This is a genomic window from Lonsdalea populi (assembly GCF_015999465.1).
GTDB lineage: Bacteria > Pseudomonadota > Gammaproteobacteria > Enterobacterales > Enterobacteriaceae > Lonsdalea > Lonsdalea populi.
In genome coordinates, this window is sequence record NZ_CP065534.1 from 2,608,939 (window position 1) to 2,632,509 (window position 23,571).

The window sequence follows — 23,571 nt, forward strand, 5'->3', positions numbered from 1 at the left end:
TCGCGGTTAGAGGGGAAAAACATCGCTAATGATGGATGCTATTAAAACGCTGGCGGGGCCACGTTGACAACGTTACCCCGCCTGTAGACTACGAACGCGACGACCCGGCGTTACCGTTTTGCATAGGCCGCTGCTTGTTTACCGGCCTGAATACCGAAGATGATGATATCAGCCACGGCGTTACCCCCGATACGGTTGGCGCCGTGAATACCGCCGACCACTTCGCCCGCGGCGTAGGCGCCCTGAATAACCTCTTTATTGTTATCCAGCACCTCGGTCGCCGTGTTGACCACCACGCCGCCCATCGTATGGTGAACGCCTGGGGCGATCTTGATGGCGTAGAACGGTCCTTTGTTGATCGGATTACGCAACGCGGTCGTTCTGCCGAAATCGTCATCGTGCTGTTTTTCAACGAACGTGTTGTAGCGTTCGATGGTTTTCGTCAGCTCGGCGGGTTCAATTTCCAACCGGTCTGCCAACGCCACGATAGAGTCTTCGACTTCGACAAACCCCTGAGCCACATATTCGCCGACCGCCATGTTCTTCTCTTTGACGTGGTCGTCAAAAACGATATAGGCATATTTTTCCGGCAGATTGATGATGCTCGCAGACACCTTGTCTCGCGTTTCCAATTCATTAAAGAAACGCTGACCACTTTGGGAAACCAGAATAGCCCCGCCGCCGCGAATGGATTCAGAGATCAGATACGACGTATTCTGCTCCACCGTCGGGTGGATCTGAATTTCACCCATGTCGACGGTATCCGCGCCCAGCGCTTCCAGCAAAGTAATCCCGCTACCGGTGGCGCCCTTGTGGTTGGTCGTTACGAAGCCTTTCAGGTCCGGACGGTATTTCACTACCAGGTCTGGGTTGGCGCTGAATCCGCCGGTCGCCATGATGATGGTTTTCGTCGGAATGACGCGCTCTTCGTTTTCGTCGTTGATAGTGCGAACGCCGGAAACCTTGCCGTCTTCCTGTAAAATCTCGGTGACGGACGTTTCCAACATCACGTCGATGTTGCGCTGGTTGAGGTTTTTTACCAGTCCGCTGATCAGGTAGCCGCCTACCGCCGCGCCGCTGGCCGGACGGTGAGTTCGGTCGACGCTCATGCCGCCGGTGGTCGTCAGGTCGCTCAGCTCGATGTTGCGATCGGCCAGCCAGTCGATGGCTTCGTGAGCGTGTTCGACGAAGTATTTCACCAGTTCAGGGTTGTTCTTGTTCTGGCCGCTTTTCAGCGTTTCGTTGTAGAACAGCGCTTTATCGTCGACGATACCTTTGATTTTCTGGAAACGGGTTTCCGCGGCATTCATCCCCGCAGAGGCTTTGATCGTATTCCCGCCAATCACCGGCATTTTTTCGACGATCAGCACCTTGGCGCCGTCATCGGCGGCCTGAATCGCCGTCGCCAGACCTGCGCCGCCGCTGCCGACCACCACGACGTCGTACTGCTGAACTTCGTCCGGGTTGCCGCCCTCTTCAATAATCGCTTCTTTAAACGACTTCGTCATCGCCTTCGTCACCGCTTTTTTGATGGCTTCGCTCTGCTCGGTAGCGCCGGTCACGGCGTCGACGTGCGAACTGTTGGCATCAAGAATACGGGTTCTGATGATTTCAAAGCTGCTGATGAGCTCGTCATCCCATCCGGCGGTATTGGCCATCGCGATGTCTTTGATGTGATCTTTTTCCAGGCTGACGTTAACGATGAGTTCTTTATCGTTGTCCTGAACTTTCTCCTGGTACACACCAACTTTGAACTTTTTCGCGTTCAGGCTCATATCGCGGATCATGCTTTCCACCAGCGAGAAGCGCCACAGTGGTTCCGGAATGGTCAGTTCTTCACGCTTGGTGCTGTCGATATAAAGATCGATATGTTCCTGTGCGGTGATCCGGTCCATCCAGTCCGGGTAGGCGATGCAGCCTTTCCCCACAGCGACCAGATCATAACCGTGCTCCAGCGCAACGTCGGCATCCGCCTTGTTGACGATACCGCCCACGCCCACGACCGGCACCTGCGCCAGCGTGTCGGAACGCATAGCGACATATTTTTCAATCAGCGGGGTGGCAGACTCAGTGTCGACGATAGAAGGACGCAGCGTGTGGCCCATGGAAAAATGCACGTAGTCCAGACCGCGCTCGGCCAGCTTCTCGAGCAAATACATCGTGTCATCGAAACGGATACCCGGCTCTTCCAGCTCTTCCGGCGAGAAACGGTAGCCGATGATGAAAGACGGATCGGCATACTTGTCTTTCATCTGGTGTGCGATATCCAGCACGGCCGTCGGGAAGCGAGTGCGGTTGTCGCGGCTGCCGCCCCATTTGTCTTCACGGCGGTTGGAGTGCGGAGAATAGAATTGCTGAATCAGATAGGTGTTGGCACCGTGAATTTCCACGCCGTCAAAGCCGGCCTGAATGGCGCGGTGAATGGCGCGACCAAACTTGGCGACCATCTCTTCGACTTCATCCGCCGTCAGTTCTATAGGCGTCGGCGCACCGGGACGAGGTGCAGCAACGGCGCTCGGCCCGACCGGGGATTCGCCGCCGATGAGTTTCGGGTCGACCATGCGGCCGCCGTGGTAGATCTGCAAGATAGCTTTAGAACCCTGCGCTTTGACCGCGCTGGCGACTTTGGACAACCCTTCGATTTTGTTGTCGTCATCAATACCAATCGCGCCGGGGAAAGCCCGCCCACGGTCATCGATGAAGCAGCATTCGACGATCAGCGCGCCGATTTTACCGGAACGCACCTGATAGTATTCAATCAGTTCCCTGGTGACGGAACCGTCAAAAAAGCCGGTGCAGGTTGTCATTGGCGCCATAACGACCCGGTTTTCCAGGGTAACGCCATTAGGCAACGTGAACGGCTGCAATAATCTGTCGTTAATGTTTGTCATTAAAATACCACCTAATTTTCACAAATTTTTAGCAAATTCTTAAATTCGTAAATGGCAGGCTGTTTTTTATTGTTCGTGTTTTAGTTGCCTGCGATTATTATTCTTTTATTATGTGGTTTTTTTAATGTCATAATACTTTTTTTTAATGTCTTAATTATTTTGTATTTGCAGTTATGTTATCACTCTGTTTAAATAAAAACGTTTAATGTAAAAACATTATAAATAGCAGGGTCTTTATCAACGAATAAATAACACGCAATTTATTTCCTCAACGTATTCGCCAAAATAGTCTTGTCGCTTTTTGTATTCGCGCATTTCAAAACATTAAATATAACCATCCATTAATCATGGATATTAACCACATTGGCGGTTTTCTATTTTGCCGCTGCGATCATGAAAATGCTAAGTTGTACCTGCTGCTCGCCACCGCCAGGAACAACCATTTTTTATATTAAAAACATAGAGATAAACAATAACATGAAGATTTCAACATCATTTATCCATGAATAAACCTGAAAACAGGGTATTTATCAAACGCATGGAACGGCGACAGCAACCTATAAAGCTAGCGCTGGTTTCTTTTCTGTACATTCTTTTTACGCATGCTTTCCCCGCGATGACCACACAAAAATAAGCATGCCTTTATGATGCTCGCTTACCATATGATAATTCGTTAATTTGACGCATTTTTAATGCTGATAAACCTTATAAAGGCTTATATCCATAGGAGGACTATTCACCAGCAGGGTATGCGCTGATGAGTCTTCATAAAAAGGTATCTCGCATTGATCAGATCCAGGGACAACAATATATTTGGTTCAGGATGAGGGTGTTATTTTGTTATAGATAACAAGAACGATATTTATTTTACAATCACGCAAAACATAATATTCGTTCATTCCGCCGATTGTTATTCCACACGAATGGCTATCATTATCAAAATGACGTTAAAATTAATCACGCATCACCCTTACTTTTTTTCTGTCATGCTCATCATATTTTTATGGCATCCCTCAGTTGTTTACAATCTTCAATAAATGTATGGACATTTATATTGTCCATTTTTTGGTAAACAACCGCAATATTCATTCTTACACCCACATCAATTGTACTGTTTTTATCAATCTCTCTTTGCTCATGAATAATTAACATTATCCCGCCAACATGGCCGATCCGATGACCGTCATAAAAATTATTTTTTTCTGCCTTCCTCTCCCTTTCACTGAGTCATTGTTTAAATCAGTTCACTTTCAAAACAGACCAAAAGGGGTTGATAATTAGCCTGCATTTAAATATTCTAAATTTGATAGCCCCCTAAACATTACCGTGATTTATTAATTACTTCGTTTTGTTCAACGACTTACCCTTCAAAAGCAATAAAAAAATAACCATTATTATTAATAATATATAAAAAAACCACAAAAGGAGCACGCTCTTCGCCCTATCTTCGACTCATTTTTCACACTTAATAAAACTTAGTCATTGAATGTAACGGATGGTAATAAAAAACAACACCGCTGATTTTTAGCCCATCAGATTAGAAGTCCTACTCTATTAAACAGAATAATAGTTTCCCTGCTCATCATCACTGTATAAATGTATTAAATACGGAGGCGTTTATTGACATTTAATTACCTTATTCCCGAAAAAAAGGATGAAGTCCATTACCTGTTTGCCGATAACAGCTTCGAAGAAATGAAGTATTGATGGATTAAAACTGGTTCGCATGCTTTTCCTGATGAGTCCCTATGAATGGATGCGAAAAACAGTTCTGTTATTCAAGAACTCATATCCTAATATCCCAGGGCTACGACTATGAATTTTATTCGTGACATCAAAGTCAGAACCATGATGGTGCTTATCCTCATCGTGTTTTCCTTATTATGGGGAGGCGTCTCTGCCTTCGCGCTATACTCGCTCGGGCAACTCACCTCAGAAATCGAACTGACCAACGTCCAGCAGAACAACGGCGATATCATCAACGGCGCCAGCGGACAGTATTATCGGGTCCAGAACATCCTGGACCGGGCCATGGAGCAAAAACTGAATAACAATCCTGCCGGGTTTACGTCAGAAATGCAGCAGGCAGCGGCGGAAATCGCTCGGCTAAAAGCGGGTCTGGCGCAGTTTCAGGTGACCGATCACGCTAACGTGAATAAGGCAACGATCGACGACATCTATAACAGCTCGTACCGTCTGTACAGCGAAGCGGTTGTACCGATGTATGACGCGCTGGAAGCCGATCGCATCGACACCTACAAGCAGATTACGCAACAGACATACACCCCGCTGCGCGTGCAGTTCACCAAAGCCATTGCTCAGTACAATGCGGTTATCGCCACGCTGAAAGGCGAAGCTCAAGACCGCATAGGCAATTGGGTAAAATGGTGTGAATACGTTCTGATGGCGGCGCTGGCCATCGGACTGGCTATCGTGCTGCTCACCGATCGCTACCTGGCCAAATATGTGGTGCGCCCGCTTGATCAGATCAAACAGCACCTGCAGGTTCTGGCCGTCGGTCAGCTGCACACCAAAATTGCAGACTTCGGTAAAAACTGCGTCGGCAACCTGATCCCGTATGTTCAGCAGATGCAGGGTAACTGGGTCAATACCGTATCCGACATTCGCCTGAGCGCCGACGAAATCTACCGCAGCTCGGGTGAAATTGCCGCCGGCAACACCGACCTGTCCTCACGTACCGAAGAGCAGGCCTCTGCGCTGGAGCAAACTGCAGCCAGCATGGAAGAGCTAAGCGCCGTCGTGAAACAGAACGCCGAGAACGCGAACCAGGCCAGCGTACTGGCTCAGAACGCCTCGAAGACGGCAAATGAAGGCGGAAACGTCGTCAATGACGTCATCAAAACGATGAACAGCATCAGCGGCAGTTCGCAGAAAATCGCGGATATCATCAACGTCATCAATAGCATCGCGTTCCAGACCAACATTCTGGCGCTAAACGCCGCGGTGGAAGCCGCCCGTGCCGGTGAACAGGGACGCGGCTTTGCCGTCGTCGCCAGCGAAGTACGCAGCTTGGCGCAGCGCAGCGCCGACGCGGCCAAAGAGATCGAAGGGCTGATCGGTGAATCCGTCAGCAACGTGAAAATCGGCTCTGAGCAGGTTACGCAGGCTGGCGATGCCATGGGCAACATTGTGAAAGCCATCACCAACGTCACCGACATCATGGGTGAAATTGCTTCCGCCTCGAACGAGCAGAGCAAGGGCATTACTCAGGTGGGTCAGGCCATCATCGAAATGGACAGCGTGACGCAGCAGAACGCCGCGTTGGTGGAAGAATCCACAACCGCGTCGTCGTCACTGGAAGATCAGGCTCGTCGCCTAACGGAAGTGGTTTCCATCTTCCAACTGGCTGAGTCCGAATCTCGTACCAACGCCGTCGCGCCGGGCAAAACAGCTCAGGCTGCGCCTGCCATCGCGCCGAGAAAACTGGGCACGAATGCGCCTGCCGCCAGCAACTGGGAAAAGTTCTAGTCCCGCGCTGATGCAGTCCAGCGTCGCATTGTGACGGCTCTCCGGTTCGCCGGGGAGCCGTTTTACTTTTCCTTCTGAAAATCCTCCCCGCACCGTAATTTATTCGATTTGACGATATTGCTTGTCCACCGTTTTTTTTAGGGTTTTAAATAGAACCAGGCGCCATAGGGCGCAGCGATTCACCGAAAATGGCGTAACTGGCGCAATCATGCGCCAATACGGCTTCAACGGCCTTTGTGAGGAACTTATGAAATTCAAATCCGATGCGTCACCCGGTGATACGGATAGCAAAACCAAGACCTACGAGTTGGATCGCTTCGATGTGACCATCCTGCGGCTGCTGCAGGCCGACTGTTCCATCTCCAACGTCGCGCTGGCCGAGAACGTGAATCTCAGTCCTCCCGCTACCTTACGACGCGTGGAACGGCTGAAACAGCTGGGACTGATTAAAGGTTATGTCGCCTTGCTCGACCCTGAGGCGTTGAATGCGGGTATGGTTGTTATCATCGGCGTCGTGCTGGACAGGTCGACCCCCGGCGCGTTCAAGGATTTTGAAACGTCGGTGCAGCAGATCAGCGGCTGTATGGAGTGTCACGTCGTCACCGGCGAATTCGACTATATGCTGATGATCCGCACCAAGGACAATCAGAGTTTTAACCGCCTGCACGCCGAACAGCTGCTGTTCCTGCCGGGCGTCCGTCAGATTCGTTCCTTCATCGGCCTGCGCCAAGTGTTGTCCACCACTCAGCTACCGTTCTAACGATGCGTTTAGTCGATGGCCTATTCCTCCGGCCTGTTCCTGTTTGCCAGACATGAAAAAGCCCGCTTAACGCGGGCCTCTATCGTGACGCAATCGGTCGCTTTCATCCTCAGCCGTTACGGAAGATATAGCTGTAGGCGCTCAGCGCCGGCGCGCCGCCCAGATGGGCATACAGCACTTTGGAGCCTTTCGGAAATTCGCCGCGGCGGACCTTGTCGATCATCCCCTGCATGGATTTGCCTTCATAGACCGGGTCGGTCAATACGCCTTCCAGACGGCCGCACAGGCGAATGGCTTCCAGCGTGCCTTCGTTGGGCAGACCATATTCCGGGCCGCCGTAGCGGGTATCCAGCACCACATCGTCTTCGGTAATCGCCTGACCCAGCTCGACCAGATCGGCGGTGTTCTGAGCGATGCGCAGGATCTGCGCCTTAGTCTGCTCCGGCTTGGCGGAGGCGTCGATGCCGATGACGTTGCGCGCGCGGCCGTCGGCCGCAAAGCCCACCACCATACCGGCCTGCGTACTCCCGGTGACCGAACACACCACGATGTAGTCGAATTTAAATCCCAGTTCTTTTTCCTGCTGACGGACTTCCTCCGCAAAACCGACAAAACCGAGGCCGCCATAGGGATGTTCAGAACAACCGGCAGGGATCGGGAACGGTTTTCCGCCGTTCTTCGCTGCCTCGTCCATCGCATCTTTCCAGCTTTGGCGGATGCCGATATCGAATCCCGCAGCATCCAGACGCACATCCGCGCCCATGATCCGAGACAGTTCGATATTCCCGACGCGGTCATAAACGGCGTCGGTGTAATTCACCCAATTTTCCTGCACCAGGATACATTTCATCCCCAGATGCGCGGCAACCGCCGCCACCTGGCGCGTCTGGTTCGACTGAATACCGCCGATGGAAACCAGCGTATCGCAGCCCTGCTCCAACGCCTCGGGGATCAGATACTCCAGCTTGCGCGTTTTATTGCCGCCGAAGGCCAGACCGCTATTGCAATCTTCGCGCTTGGCATAGATTTCAACGTCGCCGCCCAGGTACTCGCTGAGTCGTTTCATCGGCGTAATCGGTGACGGACCGAAAGTTAACGGATAACGCGGGAATTTTTCTAAATTCATCATCAGGCTCCGGCAGATAAAGAGGGAAATAGCAGTCACGAGTGGGTCACGATGCCACGAAAAACAGGCTTACCCTTGGGTCAGATATTACCCGAATGCGGGGTGATTAAAATTGCAAAATAATCTAAATTTATTGTTATAAATTTTCAAAATACGCAGAAAAACAAAAATAAAAGCCAATAAAAAACAAAATAAAGAAATTAAATTCACCCCCAAGGACCAAGATGTCCATACCCGGATTTGAACCGCCGCCTTCATAGGGGATTAACATGGTGAGACCACGCTCACAGCGCGATCACCGCTCCGTTATCAGCGAGCGGAAATCGCATACTCGCGGCGGATCCGCGCATCCTGCTCGGTCAGTTCCTGTTTCAGAAAATCACAGAAGGCGTTTAGCGCCGCCGTTCGCGGTTTGGCGACATCGGTTTGGATCTGCATGGTGCGTTGACTGAACGGTTCACCGTCAATCGAACGCATTTGCAATCCATCGCGGCGCGCTCGGTACAGCACCGAAAAGTGGCTGCAGATGGCGACCGCCTCCGGCGTATTCAGCACAAAGTCATAGAGGGTGGAAAAGTGATTGCAGGTCAGTATCGGGTCGATGAATACGCCGTTCATACGACAGGAGAGATCGAACAGTTGGCGAATGGTCGCCGCTTGATCCGGCAGCGCGACCGGGTAGCCGTTCAGGTCGGCCAGCTTGAGTCCAACATGCGCCAGCGGATGGGTGTCCTGCATGATCACCAGCACCGGCGCGGGATACGAGGCGACGATCTCGACGCCATGCTCCAGCGACAGGCTGAATTTCAGCGCCACATCGCATTCGCCGTTGCGCACCAGATCCGGCACCTGCCGCGTGGAGCCGACCGTCAGCACGAAGTTTACCGAGGCGTGCGCCAGACGAAATTTCGCCAGCAATGTCGGCATCAAATTAAAGGCAATACCGTCGGTGCAAACAACCCGGAGGGGGGGTTGCCGAACCGATTTCAGCCCTTCAATTTCGGCGACCGCCAGCTCCATATCCGCCATGCTGCGCCGCACGTGATGCTCCAGAATTTGGCCCGCCGCGTTCAGCACCATGCCGCGCGGATGGCGTTCGAACAGCGGCGCGCCCAATCGGTGTTCCAACTGCTGGATCTGACGGCTGATGGCGGAAACCGCGACGAACAGCTGCTGGCTGGCGGCGCTCAGCGATCCGGTGCTCGCCACGGCCATGAAGTAACGAATTTCGTTATTGTGCATCGCTCGCTCCGTTTATCCCGAGGATTGCCCAAAGTTTACCCCAGTTTTTGCCCTCAACGTATCGCGCCCGCTCTGGCGTATAACCTAAGCAGGCGCGATAAATCCACGGGCCAATGAACAGCCTTTGGACTAAACGATGTTTGACGTACTAGCCGCCTGCTGGCGTAAGCGCAGCCGCTCCGCCCCTTGTTCGGCCAAATCCCAAAACAGCCCGGTCATGATCCGCAGCGCCTCCAGCGTCATGTCCGCCAGAATGTGCTCGTTGGGCGCATGCTGCGAGCAGGCCGGATAGGAGTGCGGCACCCACAGCGTCGGCAGACCCAACGTTTCCGAGAAGCAGGCGTTGGGCAGTCCGCCGCCGAAGTTGGGCAACACGGCGGGCGCTTTGCCGGAGGTCCGTGCGATCGACGCCGCGCCCCACGCCACCCACGGATCGTTCGGATCGAGCCGCGTGGCCTGATAACAGCTCACGGCGTTGACGATCTCGACGTCCGCAAACCCATTGGCGTCCAGATGCTGCCGCAGATGATGCGCGAAGTTGTCCACGTCGCTGCCGACCACGTAGCGCATGTGGCAATGCGCCGAGGCGAACGGCGGAATGGCATGCGCCGGTTTGTCGGGATTGCCGGTGACATAGGCCAGCACGTCCAGCGTATTCCACCCATACACTTTCTCGGCCGAGGTCAGCCCCGGCTCGCCCCACAGCGGGTCGACCTCGGGATCGGTCGGTCCGCCGCCCAGCTCGATATCCGCCAGTATCCGGCGCAAACTCTCCGACACCGCCGGAGGACGCAGCCCTGGCACCAGAATTCGTCCGCGCGCATCGACCAGACAGGCGATGGCGTGCGCCAGACGGATCCCCGGATTACTCAGCAGCCCGCCCCAGTTGCCGGAGTGGTGACCGCCCTCGCGCGGCGTGATCTTCAGCTCGAAGTTGAACACGCCGCGCGATCCCAGAAACAGCGTGGGGCGCACGGCGGAAATGCGCGGGCCGTCCGAGGCGATGAACAGATCGGCCGCCAGCCAGTCGCGGTACTGCGCGCAGATGTCGTTCAGCCCCGGCGATCCGGCTTCTTCCCCCATCTCCAGAATCAGCTTGATGTTGTAGCCCAGCCGGTCATCGCGTCCCTTCAGCACCTGCTCGAGCGCCGCCAGATTAATGGTGTGCTGACCCTTGTTATCCGCCGTCCCCCGGCCGTACCAGCGATTGCCTTCCTGCACCAGCCGCCACGGCGACAGGCCGCCGCGCCACTGGTCGTCATACCCCCGCACCACGTCGCCGTGACCGTAGGTCAGCACCGTCAGCGGGGCGTCCGCCTCCATCCGCCGCGCCAGCAGGAAGGGGGTTTTCCCCGCGATCGGGTTGTCGACAATCCGGCAGTCGAAGCCGATGGCCTGCAAACGCGGCACCATCTCTTCCGTCAGATAGGCCATCAGCACCGCACCGGTGCCCTCGTCCTGACTCTCCGTCCGATAGGCCACCCGGCGCGCCAGCGTCTCGCTGAATGCGCCGCTGTCGAAGTACTCTTCCGCCGCTCGAATCGTGTCTTCACGCGTCATAGTCTGTCCGTCCTCTCTCTTTCGATGATAGTGATTCGGCACGCGGCGGCCCGGAGAGCAAGGCCCCGACCCGGCTCCCTGACGGTCGCGCGTCGTTTCGTTGGTCTTATTCGCCGAACTGGCTGATATCCGGGATACCCAACCCCGGCTCCGGCGTCAGCACCGATGCCAGCAGCGTTTTGGTATAAGGATGCTGAGGCGAGCGAAAGATCTGTTCACGCGTCCCCTGCTCTACAATCGTGCCCTTTTTCATCACGGCGACATGGTCGACCAGATGCTCCACGACGGACAGGTTGTGGCTGATGAACAGGTAGGTCAGCCCGAATTCCTGTTTTAGCGCCAGCAGCAGATTGAGGATCTGCGCCTGCACCGAAACGTCCAGCGCGGAGGTCGGCTCGTCGCAGATCAGAATGGCTGGCCGCATGATCAGCGCGCGGGCGATCGCCACGCGCTGGCGTTGACCGCCGGATAGCTGACCGGGATATTGCTGATGTGTCCGCGCAGGCATTCCCACGACGTCCAGCATCTCTTTCACCCGCGTCCTGCGCTCCTCCGGCGTCCCGATGTTGTGTAGCCGCAGCGCCACTTCCACGATGTCCGCCACCGTACGGCGCGGATTCAGCGACGAATACGGGTCCTGAAAGATGGGCTGGATACGCGACGCCAGCGCTTTACGGTCGCCCGCGTCTATCTCCCGTCCTTCGATCAACACGTTGCCGGAGGTCGGCGGCAGCAGGCCCAGCAGCATCTTGGCCAGCGTGCTTTTGCCGCAGCCCGACTCGCCGACCAGCCCAAGCGTTTCCCCGCGCCGGATGCGCAGCGAGACATTGTTCACGGCGCGGATCTCCCCCGCTTTGGTGAACAGGCCGCGGTTGAGACGAAAGACCCGGCTCAGCACGCACAGTTCCAGCGCCAGATCCTCGTTGCCGGGAATATGCGGCGGCGATGGCGCACTCAGCCCTTCCCCTGCTTGCATCGTCATATCGCCTCCACGGTTTTTTCGGCCTGAACGCAGCGCACCGCATGCCCGTCGGTGACATCGACATACGGAATATCCCGGCGGCAGGCGTCGGTGCAGCGCGAACAGCGATTAAAGAAAGCACAACCCAGCTGCGGCCCGACCAGGCTCGGCACCACGCCGGGAATGGCGCGAAGCGGCTGCCCCGGCATCGTCTTCCCTTGTATCGGAATGCAGTCGAGCAACCCGCGAGTATAAGGGTGCTGCGGCTGGTGAAACAGCGGCATCACGGGCGCGGTTTCGACGATCTGCCCGGCGTACATCACCGACACGCGATCGGCGATACGGGCCACCACGCCCAGATCGTGGGTGATGAAGATTACCGCGGTGCCGAACTCCTGCTGCAGCTCGCGCAGCATCCGCAGGATTTGCGCCTGAATGGTGACGTCCAGCGCCGTGGTGGGTTCATCCGCAATGATCAGTTCCGGCTCGCACATCAGCGCCATCGCGATCATGATGCGCTGGCGCAGGCCGCCGGACAGCTGATGGGGATATTGATTCAGCCGGTCCGCCGCCATCGGAATGCCCACGCGCTCCATTAGCCACACCGCCCGGTCTCGCGCCGTCGCCATCGACACCTTGCGGTGCGCCAGCAGCGTCTCACACAGTTGATTGCCGAGCGTGAAAGAGGGATTGAGCGACGTCATCGGCTCCTGAAAAATCATCGCCATCTCGTCGCCGCGCATCGCGGCCCGCTGCCGTGGCGTCATCACTTGCAGGTCGTGGCCTTTGAAACGCATATGGTCCGCCGTGCGCACCGCTTTGCGCGGCAGCAGATCCATCAGCGCCAGCGACGTCATCGATTTACCGCAGCCCGACTCGCCCACCAGACACAGCATTTCGCCCCGGCGCACGGAGAAGTCGATGCCGCGTACCGCATGCAGCATGCCGCGCGGCGTCGGTAAATCGACCCGCAGGTTCTTCACATCCAGCAAAATGTCATCACTCATCACCGACTCCTTAACCCCGTCCGTCCAGCGCGGTGATGTCGCGCAGACCATCTCCGACCAGATTGATGCCCAGAACCAGTACCGCCAGCATGACGCCCGGTATCAGAATGACCCACGGCTGAAAGAACATGTACGCCTTGCCTTCGGCGACCATCAGCCCCCACGACGGCATCGGCGGCTGTACGCCCAGCCCCAGAAACGACAGCGTGGCCTCCAGCAGAATGGCGTGGGCGATCTCCAGCGTCGCAACCACCGTCAGCGGCCCCAGCAGGTTGGGCAGGATCTCGCGCAGCATGATGAACAGCGATGACGCGCCCAGCGTCTTCGCCGCCGCGACGAACTCGGCTTCCCGCAATTGACGGGTGACGGAGCGGGAGACAATCAGGAAGCGGTCCCACAGCAGCAGTCCCAGCAGCATGATCACGACTTTGACGGAGCCGCCCACCATCGACGCCATCGCCAGCGCCACCAGAATCACCGGCATGGAGAGCCGCACGGTCAGGATATAGCTGACCACCGCATCAACGCGGCCGCCGAAATAGCCCGCCGTCACGCCCAGTGTGATACCGATAAAACCGGCCACCAACACGGACACCAGCCCGATCAGCAACGAAACCTGCGCGCCGTACAGCAGGCGGCTCAGGTAATCACGCCCCAGTTTGTCGGTGCCGAGAAGATGCTCCCAGCCGCCCTTTTCGTGCCAGACCGGCGGGATCAGGCGCTGGCTGATGTCCTGCGCATAGGGATCGTGCGGGCTGATCAGCGGCGCCAGCAGCGCGGCCACAATAATGACGGCGAGGATGACCACGCCCATCGCCATACTGTGATGGCCCATCATCCGCCGCAGCCAGCGCCGCCCAGGGCCCGGCTCCGGCAGCAGGGCCGCCTCGGACGCCGTCGACGCGATGACGGCGGAAGAAAGCGGTGAGGATGGTTTCATGAAAGCTCCTTATTACGTCCGCAGTCGAGGATCCAGCGCGGCATTGAGCACATCCGCCAGAAAACTCAATACGATGTAAAACACGGCGATAATCAGCACGATGGCCTGCACCACCGGGAAGTCGTTGCGGGAGATCGAGTCCCAGGCCAGCTGGCCCAGCCCCTGCAACGCAAACACGGATTCGATCACGACCGAGCCGCCCAGCATAAAGCCCAGCTCCACCGTCGCCAGCGCCACCACCGGGATGATGGCGTTGCGCAGGCCATGCTTGACGATCACCCGAAACGCGCTGAGTCCCTTAGCCCGAGCGGTGCGAATATAGTCCGCGCCCAGCACGTCCAGCATGCCGGAACGCGTCAGTCGCATCAGCGACGGCATGGCGTAGTAGCCCAACGCGACGGCGGGCAGGACGAAATTTTGCCAGCTGCTGTTGCCCGCCACCGGCAGCCATTTCAGCCCGACGGCGAACAGCAGAATCAGGATCAGCGCGAACCAGAAGTTCGGCATTGCCTGCCCGATGACGGCGATGAACATGGACCCCCGGTCGATCCAGGTATCGCGGAACACCGCCGCCAGCACGCCGAGCGGGATCGCCACCACCAGCGCCAGCAGCAGCGAGACGCCGCCCAGCTTTAGGGTGATCGGCATACGCTGACCCACCAGCTCCATCACCGTATTTTCGAAATAGAACGAGCGGCCGAAATCCAGATGCAGCGCCGCCCACATCCACTGGCCGAACTGGGTCATCAGCGGCTGGTCCAACCCGTACTGTCGGCGAATGCCTTCAATGACCTCGGAGGAGGCGTCCGGACCCGCAATCGCGGCCGCCAGATCGCCCGATAGGTGCAGTAGCGAAAAGCTGACGATGGCCACCGTGAACAGCACGGCCAGAGCCACCAGCAGCCGTCGCAAAATATAGATAAGCATTAATCACTCCTTCTGCGGGCCATCGCCGGAAGCCGTCGCGCGCCCTCCGGCTCGTTCAAGGTCTTACTTCCAACTGGCCATGGCGAAGCGCGGCAGCTCGTCCGGCCAATCATCAAAGTTCAGGTCGGAGGTAAAGGCATAGTGGGTGGAGTAGGAGAACATCGGCGCCAGATAAGCCTGCGAGGAGATCCGCCCCAGCGCTTCGGCGTACAGGGCGCTGCGCTGTTTGGGGTCGAGCGTTTCATCCGCCTTCGCCAGCGTGGCGGTGACCTCAGCATCTTTCCAGATATCATCGCCCCGGCCGCCGAAATAGGGCGTGGTGAATGCGGCGGCGTCGTTGATGGAGAACGATCCCCAGGTGCGGATCGCCATTGGCGCTTTACCGGAGATCAGATCCGCCGCCAGCACCGTGTACTGAACGTAGTGAAGACGGGCGCGAATACCGACCTTGCGCAGATCGCCGATGATCGCCTCGGCGTAATCGCGCTCGCGGTAGGCCCAGATATCGGTATCAAAACCGTTGGGATAACCGGCTTCCGCCAGCAGTTGCTTCGCCTTCTCCGGGTTGTAGTCATATTTGATGACCTTGCTGGTGTCGCAGGCGGTTTGGGTACGGAAGCAGGCGGAATACACCGGCTGACTGCCGCCGCGCACCAGATTGTTAACGATGCCCTCGCGGTTGATGGCGTGGTTCACCGCCTGACGCACGCGCAGATCCTTGAACGGCTCGCCGCCCGGTCCCTTGGCGTGGGTGTTCAGCGCCATAAAGCCGATACGCATGGTTTCACCGCTTTTGACGGTGAGGTTCGGCATGGTCTCCAGCGAGGTGATCTGGTCGGCGGGTACGCGCCATATCCAGTCCACCTGACCGGTCATCAGCTGCGCCAGTCGCGTTTCCGGATCGCGGATGACGACAAACTGCAGCTTGCCTATTTTTGGTTGTCCCTGCGGGCTATCCGCAAAGTAATCGGGGTTCTTTTCCATACTCACGCCCTGAGCCGGGGTGACTTTGGTGATTTTGTATGGGCCGGTGCCGATCGGCGCTTTGCTGAAGCCGGCCAGTTCCACCTTTTGGTAATAGGCTGCTGGGTAGATAGGCGTCGGGCCGGAGAGATATTCCAGCGCGGCGGGGAACGGTTTTTTTAGCTTCAGCCGGACGGTGTAGTCATCCACCTTTTCAGTGGTGTCGATCCAGTCCACGCTTTGCGGCATCACCGACGACGTCCCCGGACCGGCGATATGGTTGAAGGTATAGGCCACGTCTTCGGCAGTGAACGGATCGCCGTTGTGGAAAGTGATCCCTTTGCGCAGATGGATCAACAGGGAGGTGGGCGATTCCCAGGTCCAGTCCGAGGCCAGCTCAGGTTTATATTCGCCGGTTTTGGGATCGCGATAAATCAGGGTATCCCAGACCAGATGGGCCAGAATTACGCCTTCACGAAGGTTGTTATGATAAGGGCTGACGTTTTCCACCTCGTTGTCGGAGGCGTAAACCAACGTGTCATTCTGTTTTCCCGCATAGCTGGATGATGCGCAGCCGAGGAGGAGTGCAGACAAAACACCGCGTTTGATCTGGCTTGTCAGTGAACAAGTCATAGGATTCTCCATTCGATACACTTCATGAAAGAATTAAATCGCCACAATCTCACCTACGTTCCGACAGGAAGTTGCAAGAGTGGAGCCAACCCCGGCGGCGTAACCTTACTGATTTTAGATATACGCGTTCTAATAATGAGAAACCGCTTACCCCGTACTGCTTTAGCCGCAAACCACAGGTCATTACGGTGGAATAGGTTTTATTGATAGACAGGTATTCTGGAACTCGGCGTTTAGCGGCGGTGCAACAGCATGATCGACGCGCCCCCTTTTAAGGCACAGTGACTTCCCCCACGGATGACAGCATCGGCGTCATCAATGCGCCCCCGAACACAGGCGTTGCCCCTCCCCCACAGCATCACCACTCAACGCCGGAAGTAACCTGTTTGCTTCGCGCCTTATTTCGTGCTGCCCGCGTTAAATCGACAGGCTGTAGCAGGAGGACATTTCCGCTCGTCGGTAGAGAAGCAGGCCATCATGTTCTTCATGCGGTGAAAAATGGAATAAACCCCAAACTCATTGCGATGCGATAATGCTAATTATCGCTGAACGTTCCAACTCAACGCGCCTCCAGGCCGATTAAAATATTCGCAGAGAAAAACAAACTTCAGCGAGGGTGGCTGAATATTTTATTCAATGTCATTCGGCGAGAATGTATTTACCCCACCTCGCCAGACACCATTCTATTTTAGGCGGCACGACTATTTTAGCGAGGCAGCGACAATATCGACAAATATCTCGCCGCAAAGACGTATTGTGGTGGAAGGTATGCCTGAGTTTAGGGTGGGGTCACCTCTCCGCTCGCCGTGAGTGACGCCCAAGGCACAAAACCGCCGCAAGCAGGGATAAAGAAAAATATACTATCTTATTGTTTTTAATGTTTAAATTTAGAGAAAAGATCTCACCTTTGTCCATATAAATCCTCTTGCATCGCGCCTGAATCACAATCTAGTGACCGTTTTTTCGGCCTTTATCGCTTTTGCTAATCGACAATCACTATTATTAATTGGCCTCATGAGTCGCGGAAAGGGATGATAGTGGCATCGATTCAATGACCCTTTCGGCGTTGTTATATTTGACGCGAATTTATTTATCCGTCGCAACACATGGAATATTTCAACAACAGAGATAATAAGCGCTGCCTTTATTAAGCGATGCTGACATCACCAGCCGTTTATTTCTTTTTGATTATCGCCAAGACGCGCGTTCATTCTTTTTCACCAACCAACCAGAGCGAATTAAAGAGTATGTCTACGACCATATTAATGACGGGCTTTATGACCAGCGCCGGATTGCTGATCTCTATCGGCGCACAGAATTCATTTGTGTTGCGTCAGGGCGTGCGTCGGGAACATGTCTTTTTAGTCTGTACCCTCTGCTTCATGTTAGACATTTTATTGATCAGCGCGGGCGTGTTTGGCGTCGGCGAACTGCTCAGCGAACACCCGTGGGCGCTGAAATGCCTGACGCTGGCAGGCGTATTGTTTTTGATTCACTACGGCTACTGCGCGCTTCGCCGCGCCTGGCGCGGCAACCAGAGTCTGCGCCCTGGCGCGACCGGCGCCGCGCGTGCCAGCCGCCTTTCCGCTGTCACCGCCTGTCTGGCGGTCAGTCTCCTCAATCCTTCCGTGTATCTGGATACCATCGCCATCATCGGCGGCCTATCGTCCAGGCTGAGCCATGAGCACAAGACGTTTTATCTATTGGGCGCGCTGCTGGCCTCAGGTATCTGGTTTTACGCCATCGGCTACCTGGCCTCCGCCTGCGCGCGGCTGTTTGAGAAGAACAGCACCTGGCGCGTGTTGGACAGTGTGATCGGCGTGTACATGCTGTTTATCGCCTGGCAGTTGCTACGGCTTCTGTTGGCTTCGGCGACGTAACAATGCACGCCGCCTCGGGTTACGTCAGGCTTGTTAACGGGCGAAGCGGGCAGCCAGCGACTCGACGCGGCGAATCGCTTCCCGCAGCATCGTGTCCGTCACCGCAAACGGCATCGCGTCCATATCCGTTGTTTTAACCGCCGCCTGCAAGATAGCTTGCAGCTCGGCATCGGTCAGATCGGGGCTGATATCCGCCAACGTCAGCGGCACGGCGCAGGCGTGCGCCAGCGACAGCGCATCCAGCAGTTCTTCGTCGCTGCGCGACTCCAGCGCCAGCAGGCACAGATTGCCGAATCCCACCAGCAGGCCGTGGCCGAAGTCGCGGGTCTTGTCGCACACGGTAAAGCCTTCAAACAGCGCATGGGCCGCGGCGGCATGCGCGCCGCTGGCCATGATGGAGGTCAATCCGGCGAATAGGAATATCGCATCCAACACCTGATCCAGCGCCTCATTAGTGCGTCCTTCCGCCACCGCGCGGCAGGCCTCGGCGCCATAACGTTCGATCAGTTGGAAGCAGATCGCGCCGTGGGCGCGGGAAGAGGCGGCCAAACCGCTTTGATTGCGCCCGGTATCGATCGCCCGGAACTCGTACCACTTCGCCAGCGTGTCCCCCAGCCCTGCGGCGAGCCAGCGCAGCGGCGCCTCGGCCAACAGCGTGCTGTCGATGATGACCGCATTCGGCGCGAACGGCAGATGACACACCTCGACAAAATGCCCGTCCTCTTTGTAGATAACGGAAAGCGGGGTGACCGCCGCACAGGTGGCGGCGATAGTCGGCAGCGTCACGATGGGGATCCCCGCCTGATGCGCCACCCGCTTGCCGGTATCCAGCGACTTCCCGCCGCCCACGGACAACAAAACGTCGCTATGGGTTTCCGCCACGCGGGCACACAGTCGTTCGACCTGCTTGTCGCTACAATGCCCGCCGAACCACTCAACAGCGCTTAACGTAAGACCGGCCTGCGTCAGTTGGGTGCGGATTTTCTCCTGCGTCGCCGCCAATGCCTGATGACCGCCGACAACCAATACACGCGTCCCTAACCCGGCGCAGATGTCCCCCAGCTGACGGCTGGCGTCCGCCCCGCGTACGATTTTCGCGGGGAAAATAACCTGTTGTGTCATGTGCTTTCCTGCCTTTTTTTTAGCATAAAACCAATGATTTACTCAGACACCGCACGGAGGGCGCCCAAGCGAGCGTCCTCCGTGCGGCGTTCTTGACGGCCTCTTTCCACGTTAGCACGTGCGGCGATGGAACGTGTCCCCACCGCCGGTCGTCAGGATCTGTCACGAGACGGCGGAGTGGCATCTCACAGGCCAGCGTCCTTCCCCTTTATCCGACGTATGTCGAGGCTCCTCTCAGGGCGATGACGGACGGAAACGATTGAGCGTCAGCAATTAATGTCGATACAACGCCTGACAGCACGCGCCGCTTCTGACAAAATACGCGCCATCCCCCGTTTGTGAAAAGATGGATTTTCTGTAGATGGTTGCGAAACTTATTGATGGTAAAACGATTGCGCAGCAGGTAAAGAGCGACGTTGCTGCACGTGTCCAAGAGCGTCTGGCCGCAGGTAAGCGAGCGCCGGGTCTGGCGGTTATCCTGGTTGGGGACGATCCTGCGTCTCAGATTTATGTCGGCAGCAAACGCAAGGTTTGCGAGGAAGTGGGGTTTATCTCCCGCTCTTATGATCTGACCTCCACCACCACCGAAAGCGAGCTGTTGGGTCTGATTGACCGGCTGAACGCCGATGAAACCATCGACGGTATTCTGGTGCAGCTGCCGCTGCCGCAGGGCATCGACAACACCAGCGTCATTGAACGCATCGCACCCGACAAAGACGTGGACGGCTTCCACCCTTACAACGTTGGCCGCCTCTGCCAGCGCGCGCCGCTGCTGCGCGCCTGTACGCCGCGTGGGATTATCACGCTGCTGGAGCAGTACAACATCGACATGTTCGGCCTGAATGCCGTCGTCGTCGGCGCGTCGAATATTGTTGGGCGTCCGATGAGTCTGGAGCTGCTGCTGGCCGGTTGCACCACGACCGTGACGCACCGTTTCACCAAGAATTTGCGTCAGCACATTGAGAACGCCGATTTATTGATCGTCGCCGTCGGTAAACCGGGCTTTATCCCGGGCGACTGGATCAAACCCGGCGCAGTGGTGATCGATGTTGGCATTAATCGACTGGACGATGGCAAAGTGGTCGGCGATATCGATTTTGCCGGTGCGAGCGAACGCGCATCCTACATTACGCCGGTCCCAGGCGGCGTCGGCCCGATGACCGTTGCCACCTTGATTCAGAATACCTTGCAGGCCTGCGAGGAATATCACGACGCCCCCGCAAAGGCATAAACAGACATTATGAAAATTTTTCACCTGAACCAACATCCGCACGTTGAACTGTGCGACCTGCTGAAACTCCTCGGCTGGAGCGACAGCGGAGCCTCCGCCAAACAGCTCATCGCCAACGGCAACGTGAGCGTCGACGACCATATTGAAACGCGTAAGCGCTGCAAAATCGTCGCCGGTCAAGTGGTGCGTTTCGCAGACCAGGCGGTCACCGTTCAGACTTAATTCGCCCGGCTGAGATCAACGCGGCATCGCGTCGTTCATCCGCATCTCTGCCCTCGCGGAGATGCGCTTTCATTTTCCCACTATCTCCCCCTTCGCCCTTTCACGTTTTCCGCTGCCATCACGCCGCTCAAAACGCGCCTGACCTCGCCTGCGTTCGGGATAGTCGAAACTCGGATGTAGGCAGAAGACGGCAAGCATTCGCGCCATGCGGCGGAAAAATGAAAACGGGCCGGGAGCGCATCAGCTTCCGGCCCGTTGGCGGGCGTGAAACACGGCGAAACATCAGGGTCGCCGCGAGAGTGGAGACGGTTTACTTACGTCGCCAGATCGTCCCTTGCGGACCGTCTTCCAGCACAATCCCCATTTCATTGAGACGGTCGCGCGCGGCATCCGCCAGCCCCCAATCTTTACTCTGGCGAGCATCGTTACGCTGCTTGATCAACGCTTCGATTTCCGCCGCTTCGTTATCGTCCGCCTGAGCGCCGCTCTGCAGGAACAGCTCCGGCTCCTGCTCCAGCAGGCCCAGTACTTTCGCCAACTGGCGCAGCGCGGCGGCCAGACCGTGCGCCGCCGCAGGATCTTCCGTCTTCATCCGGTTCACTTCCCGCGCCATATCAAACAGCACGGAGTAGGCTTCCGGGGTATTGAAGTCGTCATCCATCGCCTCGCGGAAGCGGGCCTCGAAGGCGTCGCCGCCGCTGGAGGCCACCGTCGTATCCATGCCGCGCAGCGCGGTGTACAGACGTTCCAGCGAGGCGCGGGCCTGCTTGAGGTTCTCTTCGCTATAGTTCAACTGGCTGCGGTAGTGGCCGGACATCAAAAAGTAGCGAATGGTTTCAGCATCGTAGTGCGCCAACACATCGCGCACGGTGAAGAAGTTGTTCAGGGATTTGGACATTTTTTCCCGGTCGACCATCACCATGCCGGAGTGCATCCAGTAGTTGACATATTCGCCGCCGTGGGCACAGGTGGACTGTGCAATTTCGTTTTCATGGTGCGGGAACATTAAGTCCGAGCCGCCGCCGTGGATGTCGAAGTGTTCACCCAGTTGCTTGCAGTTCATAGCGGAGCATTCGATATGCCAGCCAGGTCGACCTTTGCCCCACGGCGACGGCCAGCTCGGCTCGCCGGCTTTCGACATCTTCCACAACACGAAGTCCATCGGGTTGCGTTTAACGTCGGCGATTTCAACCCGCGCGCCGGCCTTCAGCTGTTCCAAATCCTGATGAGAAAGAACGCCGTAGTCCGCATCGGTGTCGACCGCGAACATCACATCGCCGTTCTTCGCCACATAGGCGTGACCACGGTCGATCAGCTGCACCACCAGCTCGATGATTTCACCGATATGCCGGGTAGCGCGCGGCTCCACGTCCGGCGGCAGGATATTCAGCGCGCTGAAATCGTCATGCATTTCGGCAATCATGCGGTCGGTCAGTTGTTCGATGGTTTCACCGTTTTTAGCCGCACGCTGAATGATTTTGTCATCAATGTCCGTGATGTTGCGGACGTACTTCACCTCGTAGCCGAGATAACGCAGGTAACGTGATACGACGTCGAACGCCACGAAAGTCCGCCCGTGACCGATGTGACACAGGTCGTAAACGGTTATCCCGCACACATACATCCCGACTTTGTCAGCGTGAATGGGTTTGAATTCCTCTTTTTGACGACTCAGGGTATTAAAAATCTTTAGCATTGGGACATTCCATGGTGTTCGCAGGATATGAGCATCACTGTTTTGCGGTACGCGTATAAAAAGTAAGGGTAGTCGAGGTTTCCGACCCAGGCTGCGTATTGAACCCCGAACCCTGACCTATTGCAAGATAGGTACCCTTAAGCGGCGGAAGTTATTTCATCCCGCGAAAAAGATTTTTGTTTGAAAAAACAATAGCCAACCGGTCGATGGGGCGACGGCAACGGGAAAATGCCCTTTTAGAAACCAAGGGTTAAACAAGGTATTGCAAGGTAACGCACCGCTTTTCTCAATGATCCCCCCCACTCACGAGCAACCTCGCGTTACCGCCAACGGGGATTCGACGCCAGCGCGTAGCGCCCGCTTCCCAGCAGCAAAATGGCGAAACCGGCAAAAAAGTAGACCGCCATACTCTCAATTCCCCATGCGCCGGTCTTGTCCAGCGTAAGAGCCGCGTTCATGTCCGTCAGCAGATAAGCGGCCAACATCGTGAGCGTGAAAATCAGCGCCGACGGACGGGTCAGTATCCCCAGTATCATCAATACCGGCGCGATGACCTCCCCGACGTAGACACCGTAGCCGACGATACCGGGCAACCCGTGCGCCGCCACCATCGACTGGATGCCGCCAATACCGCCAATCAGTTTATGAATGCCGTGGAGCAGCATCATGGCGCCGAACGACACGCGCAGCACTAGCTTGCCGAAATCCGGCCTGTCGAAGAGTGAATTGAACCCGTTGAGCATCATGCGCCTCACTTGTTGTTGCCTGATTAAGAAGAATCATTATCACTCAATCCGGGGCATTTTACCGATCGCCGCGTCACGTTTGAAAAATCGTTTCTTCCCCTGCTGCGACGAAGAATGAATGGCCCCGTTTTCCGGTTCCGGATCGTTCCGCCAGGCAGCGGCAAAAGCGCGTGTA

At 56.3% G+C, this 23,571-nt stretch carries 18 protein-coding genes; 5 read left to right on the forward strand and 13 right to left on the reverse strand.

Annotated elements, in window-relative coordinates; translation table 11 throughout:
* Positions 1-110: 110 nt before the first annotated feature.
* Both I6N93_RS11445 and I6N93_RS11450 read right to left on the reverse strand, forming a co-directional pair.
* Entirely contained in the window at positions 111-2,891 is a 2,781-nt protein-coding gene (locus I6N93_RS11445; protein ID WP_085685304.1) for a flavocytochrome c, read from the reverse strand.
* A gap of 993 nt (positions 2,892-3,884) precedes the next feature.
* Entirely contained in the window at positions 3,885-4,043 is a 159-nt protein-coding gene (locus I6N93_RS11450) for a hypothetical protein (protein WP_176222517.1), read from the reverse strand.
* A gap of 663 nt (positions 4,044-4,706) precedes the next feature.
* Here I6N93_RS11450 and I6N93_RS11455 point away from each other — a divergent pair.
* Together I6N93_RS11455 and I6N93_RS11460 are read left to right on the forward strand one after the other, a co-directional pair.
* Positions 4,707-6,380: a methyl-accepting chemotaxis protein gene (locus I6N93_RS11455; RefSeq protein WP_085685307.1), complete on the forward strand. Its 1,674-nt coding sequence runs from the start codon at positions 4,707-4,709 to the stop codon at positions 6,378-6,380.
* Positions 6,381-6,627: 247 nt separating this feature from the next.
* Positions 6,628-7,140, forward strand: coding sequence for an Lrp/AsnC family transcriptional regulator (locus I6N93_RS11460; protein WP_085685310.1), 513 nt, complete (start codon positions 6,628-6,630; stop codon positions 7,138-7,140).
* Between the two features lie 109 nt (positions 7,141-7,249).
* Here I6N93_RS11460 and I6N93_RS11465 read toward each other — a convergent pair whose 3' ends face one another.
* The 8 genes from I6N93_RS11465 to I6N93_RS11500 all read right to left on the reverse strand — a co-directional run bounded on the left by I6N93_RS11465 (position 7,250) and on the right by I6N93_RS11500 (position 16,499).
* Complete coding sequence (locus tag I6N93_RS11465) at positions 7,250-8,266, reverse strand: 1-aminocyclopropane-1-carboxylate deaminase (RefSeq protein WP_085685313.1); 1,017 nt, start codon at positions 8,264-8,266, stop codon at positions 7,250-7,252.
* 309 nt (positions 8,267-8,575) lie between these two features.
* On the reverse strand, positions 8,576-9,508 hold the full coding sequence (locus I6N93_RS11470; RefSeq protein ID WP_085685316.1) for a LysR family transcriptional regulator: 933 nt from the start codon (positions 9,506-9,508) through the stop codon (positions 8,576-8,578).
* A 129-nt stretch (positions 9,509-9,637) separates the two neighbouring features.
* Complete coding sequence (locus I6N93_RS11475) at positions 9,638-11,068, reverse strand: M20 family metallopeptidase (RefSeq protein WP_085685319.1); 1,431 nt, start codon at positions 11,066-11,068, stop codon at positions 9,638-9,640.
* A gap of 106 nt (positions 11,069-11,174) precedes the next feature.
* A complete protein-coding gene (locus I6N93_RS11480; RefSeq protein ID WP_085685322.1) occupies positions 11,175-12,050 on the reverse strand; it encodes an ATP-binding cassette domain-containing protein in 876 nt (291 codons plus the stop codon).
* Positions 12,047-13,036, reverse strand: a complete 990-nt coding sequence (locus tag I6N93_RS11485) for an ABC transporter ATP-binding protein (RefSeq protein ID WP_085685325.1) — start codon at positions 13,034-13,036, stop codon at positions 12,047-12,049. The genes I6N93_RS11480 and I6N93_RS11485 overlap by 4 nt, the downstream gene beginning before the upstream one ends.
* Positions 13,037-13,046: 10 nt before the next feature.
* Positions 13,047-13,976, reverse strand: a complete 930-nt coding sequence (locus I6N93_RS11490; protein WP_112103831.1) for an ABC transporter permease — start codon at positions 13,974-13,976, stop codon at positions 13,047-13,049.
* A 12-nt stretch (positions 13,977-13,988) separates the two neighbouring features.
* Positions 13,989-14,903 (reverse strand): ABC transporter permease, encoded by a 915-nt coding sequence (locus I6N93_RS11495; RefSeq protein WP_085688021.1) that lies wholly within the window; start codon positions 14,901-14,903, stop codon positions 13,989-13,991.
* A 63-nt stretch (positions 14,904-14,966) separates the two neighbouring features.
* The gene (locus tag I6N93_RS11500) at positions 14,967-16,499 is read right to left on the reverse strand and encodes an ABC transporter substrate-binding protein (RefSeq protein ID WP_085688023.1); all 1,533 of its coding nucleotides are present in this window, start codon (positions 16,497-16,499) and stop codon (positions 14,967-14,969) included.
* Positions 16,500-17,746: 1,247 nt separating this feature from the next.
* Between I6N93_RS11500 and I6N93_RS11505 the strand changes: the two genes are divergently transcribed.
* On the forward strand, positions 17,747-18,379 hold the full coding sequence (locus I6N93_RS11505; protein ID WP_085688025.1) for a LysE/ArgO family amino acid transporter: 633 nt from the start codon (positions 17,747-17,749) through the stop codon (positions 18,377-18,379).
* 33 nt (positions 18,380-18,412) lie between these two features.
* On the opposite strand, the gene I6N93_RS11510 is transcribed toward I6N93_RS11505, so the two are convergent.
* A complete protein-coding gene (locus tag I6N93_RS11510) occupies positions 18,413-19,501 on the reverse strand; it encodes an iron-containing alcohol dehydrogenase family protein (RefSeq protein ID WP_085688027.1) in 1,089 nt (362 codons plus the stop codon).
* Between the two features lie 361 nt (positions 19,502-19,862).
* Between I6N93_RS11510 and folD the strand changes: the two genes are divergently transcribed.
* Both folD and ybcJ read left to right on the forward strand, forming a co-directional pair.
* A complete protein-coding gene (gene folD, locus I6N93_RS11515) occupies positions 19,863-20,732 on the forward strand; it encodes a bifunctional methylenetetrahydrofolate dehydrogenase/methenyltetrahydrofolate cyclohydrolase FolD (RefSeq protein WP_085688028.1) in 870 nt (289 codons plus the stop codon).
* Between the two features lie 9 nt (positions 20,733-20,741).
* A complete protein-coding gene (gene ybcJ / locus I6N93_RS11520) occupies positions 20,742-20,954 on the forward strand; it encodes a ribosome-associated protein YbcJ (RefSeq protein ID WP_085688030.1) in 213 nt (70 codons plus the stop codon).
* Positions 20,955-21,264: 310 nt separating this feature from the next.
* Here ybcJ and cysS read toward each other — a convergent pair whose 3' ends face one another.
* Positions 21,265-22,650, reverse strand: coding sequence for a cysteine--tRNA ligase (gene cysS / locus I6N93_RS11525; protein WP_085688032.1), 1,386 nt, complete (start codon positions 22,648-22,650; stop codon positions 21,265-21,267).
* A 320-nt stretch (positions 22,651-22,970) separates the two neighbouring features.
* The gene (locus I6N93_RS11530; protein WP_085688034.1) at positions 22,971-23,393 is read right to left on the reverse strand and encodes a DoxX family protein; all 423 of its coding nucleotides are present in this window, start codon (positions 23,391-23,393) and stop codon (positions 22,971-22,973) included.
* Positions 23,394-23,571 lie beyond the last annotated feature (178 nt).

Excerpts from the sequence above, each read along its gene's own strand:
- I6N93_RS11445 (WP_085685304.1), bottom strand. The coding sequence starts at position 2,891 with ATGACAAACATTAACGACAGATTATTGCAGCCGTTCACGTTGCCTAAT.
- I6N93_RS11455 (WP_085685307.1), top strand. The coding sequence starts at position 4,707 with ATGAATTTTATTCGTGACATCAAAGTCAGAACCATGATGGTGCTTATC.
- I6N93_RS11505 (WP_085688025.1), top strand. The coding sequence starts at position 17,747 with ATGTCTACGACCATATTAATGACGGGCTTTATGACCAGCGCCGGATTG.
- I6N93_RS11490 (WP_112103831.1), bottom strand. The coding sequence starts at position 13,976 with ATGAAACCATCCTCACCGCTTTCTTCCGCCGTCATCGCGTCGACGGCG.
- I6N93_RS11470 (WP_085685316.1), bottom strand. The coding sequence starts at position 9,508 with ATGCACAATAACGAAATTCGTTACTTCATGGCCGTGGCGAGCACCGGA.
- I6N93_RS11450 (WP_176222517.1), bottom strand. The coding sequence starts at position 4,043 with ATGTTAATTATTCATGAGCAAAGAGAGATTGATAAAAACAGTACAATT.
- I6N93_RS11530 (WP_085688034.1), bottom strand. The coding sequence starts at position 23,393 with ATGCTCAACGGGTTCAATTCACTCTTCGACAGGCCGGATTTCGGCAAG.
- I6N93_RS11500 (WP_085688023.1), bottom strand. The coding sequence starts at position 16,499 with ATGACTTGTTCACTGACAAGCCAGATCAAACGCGGTGTTTTGTCTGCA.
- I6N93_RS11510 (WP_085688027.1), bottom strand. The coding sequence starts at position 19,501 with ATGACACAACAGGTTATTTTCCCCGCGAAAATCGTACGCGGGGCGGAC.
- I6N93_RS11485 (WP_085685325.1), bottom strand. The coding sequence starts at position 13,036 with ATGAGTGATGACATTTTGCTGGATGTGAAGAACCTGCGGGTCGATTTA.
- I6N93_RS11475 (WP_085685319.1), bottom strand. The coding sequence starts at position 11,068 with ATGACGCGTGAAGACACGATTCGAGCGGCGGAAGAGTACTTCGACAGC.
- I6N93_RS11480 (WP_085685322.1), bottom strand. The coding sequence starts at position 12,050 with ATGACGATGCAAGCAGGGGAAGGGCTGAGTGCGCCATCGCCGCCGCAT.
- cysS (WP_085688032.1), bottom strand. The coding sequence starts at position 22,650 with ATGCTAAAGATTTTTAATACCCTGAGTCGTCAAAAAGAGGAATTCAAA.
- ybcJ (WP_085688030.1), top strand. The coding sequence starts at position 20,742 with ATGAAAATTTTTCACCTGAACCAACATCCGCACGTTGAACTGTGCGAC.
- I6N93_RS11460 (WP_085685310.1), top strand. The coding sequence starts at position 6,628 with ATGAAATTCAAATCCGATGCGTCACCCGGTGATACGGATAGCAAAACC.
- I6N93_RS11465 (WP_085685313.1), bottom strand. The coding sequence starts at position 8,266 with ATGAATTTAGAAAAATTCCCGCGTTATCCGTTAACTTTCGGTCCGTCA.
- I6N93_RS11495 (WP_085688021.1), bottom strand. The coding sequence starts at position 14,903 with ATGCTTATCTATATTTTGCGACGGCTGCTGGTGGCTCTGGCCGTGCTG.
- folD (WP_085688028.1), top strand. The coding sequence starts at position 19,863 with ATGGTTGCGAAACTTATTGATGGTAAAACGATTGCGCAGCAGGTAAAG.